This is a genomic window from Streptomyces hokutonensis (assembly GCF_042751305.1).
GTDB classification, from domain to species: domain Bacteria; phylum Actinomycetota; class Actinomycetes; order Streptomycetales; family Streptomycetaceae; genus Streptomyces; species Streptomyces hokutonensis_A.
Map to the genome: position 1 here is coordinate 402,516 of NZ_JBHYWD010000008.1, position 7,764 is coordinate 410,279.

General features: G+C 73.5%; 8 protein-coding genes. 3 read left to right on the forward strand and 5 right to left on the reverse strand.

All coding sequences use genetic code 11. The annotated features are described in order from the left end of the window. Positions 1-6: 6 nt before the first annotated feature. From ACFXC1_RS23635 to ACFXC1_RS23650, 4 genes are all read right to left on the reverse strand, one after another. Positions 7-480 (reverse strand): hypothetical protein, encoded by a 474-nt coding sequence (locus ACFXC1_RS23635; RefSeq protein WP_381245510.1) that lies wholly within the window; start codon positions 478-480, stop codon positions 7-9. A gap of 53 nt (positions 481-533) precedes the next feature. Next, positions 534-893 carry a hypothetical protein gene (locus tag ACFXC1_RS23640; protein ID WP_381245511.1) on the reverse strand — a complete coding sequence of 120 codons (360 nt, stop codon included), beginning with the start codon at positions 891-893 and terminating at the stop codon, positions 534-536. Between the two features lie 65 nt (positions 894-958). Further along, the gene (locus ACFXC1_RS23645) at positions 959-2,065 is read right to left on the reverse strand and encodes a sensor histidine kinase (protein WP_381245513.1); all 1,107 of its coding nucleotides are present in this window, start codon (positions 2,063-2,065) and stop codon (positions 959-961) included. A 13-nt stretch (positions 2,066-2,078) separates the two neighbouring features. Further along, positions 2,079-2,762 (reverse strand): response regulator transcription factor, encoded by a 684-nt coding sequence (locus tag ACFXC1_RS23650; protein WP_381245515.1) that lies wholly within the window; start codon positions 2,760-2,762, stop codon positions 2,079-2,081. A gap of 87 nt (positions 2,763-2,849) precedes the next feature. On the opposite strand from ACFXC1_RS23650, the gene ACFXC1_RS23655 reads away from it, so the two are divergent. Further along, complete coding sequence (locus ACFXC1_RS23655; RefSeq protein ID WP_381245517.1) at positions 2,850-3,896, forward strand: endonuclease/exonuclease/phosphatase family protein; 1,047 nt, start codon at positions 2,850-2,852, stop codon at positions 3,894-3,896. 147 nt (positions 3,897-4,043) lie between these two features. Beyond that, positions 4,044-4,439 (forward strand): hypothetical protein, encoded by a 396-nt coding sequence (locus ACFXC1_RS23660; protein WP_381245519.1) that lies wholly within the window; start codon positions 4,044-4,046, stop codon positions 4,437-4,439. On the opposite strand, the gene ACFXC1_RS23665 is transcribed toward ACFXC1_RS23660, so the two are convergent. Continuing rightward, positions 4,436-5,665 (reverse strand): serine hydrolase domain-containing protein, encoded by a 1,230-nt coding sequence (locus tag ACFXC1_RS23665; RefSeq protein WP_381245521.1) that lies wholly within the window; start codon positions 5,663-5,665, stop codon positions 4,436-4,438. The two genes, ACFXC1_RS23660 and ACFXC1_RS23665, sit on opposite strands and share 4 nt — an antisense overlap. Positions 5,666-6,017: 352 nt before the next feature. On the opposite strand from ACFXC1_RS23665, the gene ACFXC1_RS23670 reads away from it, so the two are divergent. Continuing rightward, the gene (locus ACFXC1_RS23670) at positions 6,018-7,613 is read left to right on the forward strand and encodes a helix-turn-helix domain-containing protein (RefSeq protein ID WP_381245523.1); all 1,596 of its coding nucleotides are present in this window, start codon (positions 6,018-6,020) and stop codon (positions 7,611-7,613) included. Positions 7,614-7,764: the final 151 nt, after the last annotated feature.

The following is a 7,764-nucleotide window of genomic DNA, read 5'->3' on the forward strand; positions in this document are numbered from 1 at the left end:
CCGGGGTCACCCCTGCGTCGTGTACGGCACCACACTCACGTGCAGCGTGAACGCGGTCCGTGCCGCGCCCGCCACGTCCGGGGCCTTCGCCGACGCGGTGATCTCGGCGGCCCCGGCCCGGGTCCCCGCACAGCGCAGCGAGGCACGGGCCGTACCGTCCGCGTCCACCCGCCAGCCGGACACCAGGGCGAACACCGGCGCGGAACTCCGCACGGCCGTCCACCGCTTGTCGTCCACGCGCGGCCTCAGCACCAGCGACACCACGGTCCCGGGCCGCACACAGAGCCGCCGCGCGACCGCGTCACCGGGACCTACGACGACCTCCGCGTGCCCGGCGGCACAGCTGCCGGGCGAAGCGGACGCCGACGGGCTCCCCTTGCCGGGACTCGCCCCGCCCACCGATCCGCCGCCCGTCGACGCGTGACATCCCGCGAGGACGACCGCCACGGCGACCGTCCGCCCTCCGGCCCACCACCGCATCCCGGCACCTCCCGGCCCGCGCGTACAGGACCACCAGCATGCCCCGGGTCGCGTCAAAGGGGACCAGTACGCCGTCCAGGGTGACGGTCGACCGGGCCGAGGACCCAGGTGACCGGCACGGCCGCGGTGGTTCCCGCGCTGCTCGCGACGGCCGGTGCGGTGACGGCGGCGGCGGGGACGGTCCGGCGCAGGGTCACCTTGCCGGTGGAGCTGGTGCCGGTCAGTGAACGGACCTGTGTGGAGCCGGACTTGAGGGTGAGCGTCCAGTTCACCGGACGGTCGTGGGTCCAGCTGGGGGTCCAACTGTCGGACGAGCCGTCGCCGTTGGGGCTGAAGCCGGCCGGGGTGGTCGCGGCCTCGGCGGCGGTGGGGACGCCCGCCCAGGTCACGTGGGTGACACCGGAGTCGTCCATCCAGGCCGCCCAGGGGGCGTCACGGTCGACCGTCCAGCGTTCGGCGGCGGCCGGCTTCGAGTGGATCAGAACCGGCCGACGGCGGGATGCCGTTCGTACGGACGGGGGTTCCGCGTGGGGAGTTCCACGGTGATGCGGAGTCCGCCGGTGGGGCGCGGGGTGAGGGTGAGGGTGCCGTCGTGTGCGTCGGCGATGGTCTTGACGATGGCCAGGCCGAGGCCGACGCCCGCCTGGTCGGTGTGGACGCGCTCGGTGCCGCGCTGGAACGGCTCGGTGAGGGTCGGGACCAGTTGCGGGGCGAGTCGCTCGCCGGTGTTCTCGACGGTGAGCGCCACCGTCCGCGCGCGGACCTCCGTGGTCACCCGGACGGTGCCCTGTGCGGGCAGGTTGTGGACGATCGCGTTGTGCACGAGGTTCGTGGTCAACTGCAGGAGCAGCGCCGACGATCCGGTGGTCGGGGCGATGTCGCCGCCGGTCTCGACGGTGACGCCGTGCTTCTCCGCGAGCGGCAGCAGCGTCTCGGTGGCCTCCTCCGCCAGGAGGGACAGGTCGACGTGTTCCGGGGTGAAGGACCGCTGGTCGGCGCGGCTGAGCAGCAGCAGGGCCTCGATGAGGTCGATCGCCCGGGTGTTGACGGTGTGCAGGCGGTCGATGACCTCGCCGGTGTCGCGGGCCGGGTCGGTGCGGGCCACATCGAGGAGCGTCTTCGAGATGGCCAGCGGGGTGCGCAGTTCGTGCGAGGCGTTGGCCGCGAACCTCCGCTGGCCGGCGACATGCGCTTCGAGCCGCGCGAGCATCGTGTCGAAGGAGTCGGCGAGTTCACGGAACTCGTCGTTGCTGCCCGGCAGTTGGATCCGGTGCGAGAGCGATCCGGTCGCGGCCAGCCGGGTGGCGCCGGTGATACGGGTCAGAGGGGCGAGCATCCGGCCGGCGAGGAACCAGCCTCCGACGACCCCGAACACCAGCAGGCACGCCAGCGAGACGACGGCGATCGGGGCGAAGGCGCGCACGACGGCGCCCTGGTAGCCGGGCATGAGGATCAGCCCGATATGCGGCACCCGGCTGAGGAACACCCACACGGCGGAGAGCAGCAGCACACCGGCGACCATGAGGAACCCGGCGTAGCTGAGGGTGAGTTTCACGCGGACGCTGAGACCGGGGGGCCTGTCCATGGGACCGGGGGGCCTATCCACGGGGGCCTCCGTCGGGTGAGGTGTCGATGCGGTAGCCGACGCCAGGCACCGTGGCGATCAGCCAGGGTTCGCCGAGCCGTTTGCGCAGGGCCGAGACGGTGATGCGGACGGCGTTGGTGAAGGGGTTGGCGTTCTCGTCCCAGGCCCGTTCCAGCAGGTCCTCGGCGCTGACGACTCCGCCCTCGGCGGCGACGAGGACCTCCAGCACGGCGAACTGCTTGCGGGTGAGCGCGACATGGCGCCCCTCGCGGAAGACCTCCCGGCGGAAGGGGTCCAGGCGCAGCCCCGCGATCTCCCGCACGGGCGGCCTGTTGTGACCGCGCCTGCGGTCGAGCGCTCTGAGCCTGAGGACGAGTTCGCGGAGCTCGAAGGGTTTCGTGAGGTAGTCGTCGGCGCCGAGTCCGAAGCCGGACGCCTTGTCGTCGATGCGGTCGGCGGCGGTGAGCATGAGGATCGGGACGCCGCTGCCGGAGGCGACGATACGGCGGGCGACCTCGTCGCCGGAGGGGCCGGGGATGTCACGGTCGAGGACGGCGATGTCGTAGGCGTTGATGTCGAGCAGTTCCAGGGCGGTGTCGCCGTCACCCGCGATGTCGGCCGCGATCGCCTCCAGGCGCAGGCCGTCACGGACGGCTTCGGCCAGATAGGGCTCGTCCTCGACGATCAGCACACGCATACCGTCGAGGCTACGAGGCGGCGCGTATCGCTGACGTATCGAAAAGCTCATACGCGGCGGCAACACGGGGCGGCTTTGAGTGACGGTATGAATCGAGCCACTGTCATCGGCACCGGGGCGGCTGCGGACGCCGGCACCGACTCGGCCACGGAGGCCGTCGCCCGGCCCGGGCCCTGGAAGCGTGCCCCGGTGTCGGCCGTGCTCGCGCTGTCGCTCGGGCTGCTCATGCCGCTGCACGCGTGGATCCCGAACCGGGTCGGGGGGCTCGGCAGCCTGGTGGAGACCTTCCTCCCGTGGTTCGGCCTGTTCGTGCCGGTGCTGCTGGCCCGCGCGCTCTGGCGCCGCTCGGCCGCCGCGACGGTCGCCCTGGTGCTGCCCGTCGCGGTGTGGCTGAACCTCTTCGGCGGACTGCTCGGCGACAGGTCCGGCGGGGCCGGCGACCTCACCGTGGTCAGCCACAACGTGGGCGCCGACAACCCCGATCCGGCCGGCACCGCCCGCGACCTGGCCGCCTCCGGCGCGGACGTACTGGCGCTGGAGGAACTGACCGCGCGGGCGAGCGGCACGTACGAGAAGGAGCTGGCGACGGCGTACCCGTACCACGCGGTGCTGGGCACGGTCGGGGTGTGGAGCAGGCTGCCGCTGTCGGACACCCGGGCGGTCGACACCGCGATGGACGTCGGGCCGCTCGCGGACCGCCTGCCGGCCGGTGCCAGGGCGGCCGAGAACCGGGCGCTGCGCACCACGGTGACCACGGACCGGGGGCCGCTCGCGGTGTACGTGGCCCATCTGGGATCCGTACGCGTGCTGCCCAGCAGCGGCTTCGCGACCGGCGACCGGGACCGTGGCGCGAAGGCGCTCGCGAAGGCCGTCGCCGCCGAGCCGGACAAGCGGGTGGTGCTGCTCGGCGACCTCAACGGCACCACGGACGACCGCGAGCTCACCGGCCTGACCTCGCAGCTGCGCTCGGCCCAGGACGCGGCCGGGGACGGCTTCGGCTTCAGCTGGCCGGCGAAGTTCCCGGTGGCGCGGATCGACCAGATCCTGGTGCGGGGTGTACGGCCGACGAAGGCGTGGGTGCTGCCGGCCACGGGCAGCGACCACCTGCCGGTGGCGGCCGGGATCAGCTGGTGAATCCTCCCTCCCCGACGGGCGGGGAACCGGCGTCGCGGTGAGCGTGTCCGTCAGCCACTGCTCGTAGGTGGTGGTGGACCAGCCGCGTCCCGCCGTGAGTCGGGTGAGCAGTTGGGGTCCTGCCAGGGCCCAGACGATGTCCACGAGGTGGGCCGGATCCGCGCCCGGGGCGAGCGCGCCGGTCTCGTCGAGGTGGGTGACGAACATGGTCACGCCGGTGAGGCGTTCCTGTTCGGCGGTGTCCAGGACCTCGCCGACGTCCGGGCCGGCCTGGGTCAGCAGGGCGAAGAGGGCGGCCACCCGTTCGTGGATTCCGCGGACGTAGGCGGCGTAGAGCCCGGTGCGAAGCCCGAGTTCTGGCCGCCGGAGCGCGGTCTCGCGCTGGGCCCGCTGCTCGGCCGCCCGGACATCGACATGGAGATCCTGCCCGAGGAAGCGGACCTCGGCGGGCCGGCCGAGTGGGCCGGTGCGGTGAAGACGGCACAGGGACGGGAAAGGGGGCTTCCTCGTCCCTTTGCCGCCTCCGCTCGGGGCGGCCGCTAGCGGAGGGACTCCGGGTTCGACGGGACCGGCCGGTCGTAGACGTGGTCCGGGGTGACGATCTCGGTGACCGCGCGGGCGACGAGCGAGGACGGTTCCTGGCCGCCGTAGGTGATGTCGGTGTTGAGGATGACGACCAGGGTGGCCTTCTTCGAGGGGAGGTAGACGGTGACGGTCTCGTAGCCCGGGATGGAGCCGTTGTGGCCGATCCAGCCGCCGCTCTCGAAGATGCCCAGGCCGTAGCTGAGGCCGGGGAAGCCGGTCGGCAGCATCCTGAGCCGCTGCCGCTGGGTCTCCGGGCTGAGGAGGGTGCCGGTGGCGACGGTCCTGGCCCAGCTGCGCAGATCGTGCAGGTCGGAGATCATCGCCCCGGCGGTCCAGGCCCAGCTGGGGTTCCAGTCCGTGGCGTCGGCGACCGCGCCGCTCAGCGTCTGGTTGGTGTAGCCGCGCGCGTGCGGGTCGGGGAACTCGGGGCCGCCGGGGAGCAGCGTGTGGCCGAGGCGGGCCGGGCGCAGCACGCTCCGGTCGATGAAGTCGGCGGCGCGCTGCCCGGTGACCTTCTCGATCACCAGGCCGAGCAGCACCAGATTGGTGTTGGAGTACTCGAACTGCTTGCCCGGCGCGAACGTGTTGTCGTGCTTGAAGCCGTACGCGAGCACCTCGCGCGGGGTGAAGTAGCGGCTCGTGTCGCTCAGCAGGTCGTGCACGAAGCCGGGGTCGGCGGTGTAGGGGAACAGTCCGCTGCGCATCCCGGCGAGCTGGCGCAGCGTGATGTGCCGGCCGTCGGGCACCCCGCGGACGTAGCGCGAGATCGGGTCGTCCAGCCGGATCCGCCCCTCGTCGACGAGCCTGAGCAGCGCGGTGACGGTGAAGGTCTTGGTCTCGCTGCCGATGCGCGCGTACAGGTCGGTGGTCATCGGGCGGTGGGTGACGGTGTCGGCGACGCCGGTCGCGCGGACGTAGCAGCCCTTGCCCGGCATCCACAGCCCGACGACGACACCGGGGATGCCGGCCTGGCGGCGGACGTCGGCGACGGCCTTGTCCAGCCGGGCGGTCGTCGTGCGACCGAGGCCGCCCGGGCCCGCCGGGCAGTCGTCCCGGTCGGCACCCGGGAGGGAGACGGTCGCCGTGGCCGTCGTGGCCACGGCGGATGTGGTTGCCGTCGGAATCAGTACGGACGCCGCGAGCAGCGCGGCTGCCACCAGGCGTCGGGAAGGACTACGTCGCATGCCGGGGCGCTTCTTCCGGTTGGGGGTTGAGGTGGCCACGCCACCATCCGGAGTCCCGCGGAGGGTCCTCCTGCGGTACGCGTCCCCGCGAGTCCACTCGATCGGACGGACGTTCGTCACACCGAAGCGCACGCACCCGCCCCACCGACAGGGCGGGTCCGCACCCCCGTGCCGGACCCGCCCGTCGGGGGCCGGTTCCCTGTTGGTACCCCGTCGGCGGGGCCGGTTCCGGGCGCGTTGCACGGCTCGCCGGGCAGTGCAACGGCGGTCACCGGGCGGTGGGAAACGGGGTACGGCGGTGAGATTTGTCGTCCTTGCCCTGATGATGTCCGGCTCCTGCCAGACTTGCCGGATGGATACTCACGCGGCGGTCGCCGCGGGTTCCCCACTGGGCCGACGGGCCCGCGTCGCCTGGCTGTTACGGGTCAACCGCCTGCTGGCCGGGGAGAGTTCGCTGAGATCACTGCCGGCCTTCGCGGCGGCCTTCCACGGCGGGGTGTACGACCGCGAGGTGAGCGCCAGCACCGTGTCGCGCTGGGAGACGGGCCGAACTCCCGTTCCCTGGCGGGCGGTTCGCCGCTACGAGGAGCTGCTCGCCCTCCCCCGCAACACGCTCACCGCCACCGCGCGCACCGTCTGGCGCTACTGGGCACCCGGCCCCGTCCTCGACGTCGACCCGGCGGGCCCCGCCGCGCGGCCGCTGGAGGACCTGCTGGAGCAGGCGGTGTCCGGCGATGTGATGACCGGTGACGACTGGGACCAGCTGGTGGACGGCCTGTGCGCGCGTCCCGACGTGGTGTTGATGCCGTCGGGCACCTGGTCCGCGCTGGCCGAACGGCTCGTCGAGGAGATGGTGATCGCCGACGACCTGCCGTGGATGCTCCGCTTCGAGTCTCTCAACCGGCTGCTGAACCACCGGCGGGGCGGCCGTACCGTCATCGCCGTGTGCGGCGCGCTGGCCGCCGGACGGGCCCGGCCGACGGCCACCGAGATCGTCTGCGCGCTGGACAACTGCGGACACCCCGACGCGGCCGACCTGGTGCTGGGCGAACTCGCCCGCCCCAGCGGTCCGTTGGCGCACCGGGGCGCGGTCATGGCGTGCTTCCGCAAGGTCCGCTACCGGCACTTCGACGACGGCCAGCTGCGGACCCTCGTCCGGGCGGTACGGGACTCCAGCGGCGACGGCCCGTTCGGCGACCAGGTCGAGCCGCTGCGCGGGCATCTGTCCGCGCTGCACCCCGAGTACGCCCGGGCCGTACGGGGCCGCCGCGCCTCGGCCCGACCGGACGAACACCACAGGAACAGGGGCGAGTCCGATGCGGATGCCCGCGCACTGGTGGCCGCGGCGGTCGGCAGGGTGACGGCGCGACTGGGCACCGTAGAACCCGACCGGGTGTGCGATCCCGCGATCCCGGCCGCGCTGGTCGCCGAGACGCTGGCCAGTCCGCTCTTCGACGTCCGCCTCTACGCCGCCTTCCTGCTGGCGGCCACCCCGTACCGCCCGGTGCTGGCGGACGCGCTCGCCGCCGAGCTGGTCCGCCCGCCGGCCGTCCGGCACGAGCGGCTCGCGGTCGTGCTGCTGGAGGCGCTGCGCGTCCTCGGCGACCACCGCCACCGCGGGCTGCTCCAGCGGCTCGCGGTGCTGCCGAGCGTGCCGCGGCCCACCGCGTACGCCGCCGTGCGCGGCCTGGGCCATGTGGCGGCCGACCGGGCCGGCGGGGACTTCCTGCGGACCGCCGTCGCCCACCACCACGCCGTGTGGCTGAACGAGCGGGACCCGGTGACCGCGGCCACGCTGCAGAGCCTGGTCTACGCGCTCGGCATGGCCTCGCGCGACGACCTGCTCACCGCGATCCTGACCCGCGCCGACTTCCTCCCGGTGGCGCGCACGACCGCGGCCTGGTGGCTGGACATCCCCGGCCACCGGCGCGCGAGCGCCCTGCGATAGCCGGATCCGAAACCGAGGCCGGGGCCGGGGCCGGGGCCGGATCCGGGGCCGAAACCGAGACCGGGGCCGGGGCCGGGGCCGGATCCGAAACCGAGGCCGGGGCCGGATCCGGATCCGAAACCGGGGCCGGGGCCGGGGCCCGGGCCCGGGC

Coding starts and splice junctions, on each gene's coding strand:
- ACFXC1_RS23650 (WP_381245515.1), bottom strand. CDS start 2,762: ATGCGTGTGCTGATCGTCGAGGACGAGCCCTATCTGGCCGAAGCCGTC.
- ACFXC1_RS23655 (WP_381245517.1), top strand. CDS start 2,850: ATGAATCGAGCCACTGTCATCGGCACCGGGGCGGCTGCGGACGCCGGC.
- ACFXC1_RS23670 (WP_381245523.1), top strand. CDS start 6,018: ATGGATACTCACGCGGCGGTCGCCGCGGGTTCCCCACTGGGCCGACGG.
- ACFXC1_RS23645 (WP_381245513.1), bottom strand. CDS start 2,065: ATGGACAGGCCCCCCGGTCTCAGCGTCCGCGTGAAACTCACCCTCAGC.
- ACFXC1_RS23635 (WP_381245510.1), bottom strand. CDS start 480: ATGCGGTGGTGGGCCGGAGGGCGGACGGTCGCCGTGGCGGTCGTCCTC.
- ACFXC1_RS23665 (WP_381245521.1), bottom strand. CDS start 5,665: ATGCGACGTAGTCCTTCCCGACGCCTGGTGGCAGCCGCGCTGCTCGCG.
- ACFXC1_RS23640 (WP_381245511.1), bottom strand. CDS start 893: ATGGACGACTCCGGTGTCACCCACGTGACCTGGGCGGGCGTCCCCACC.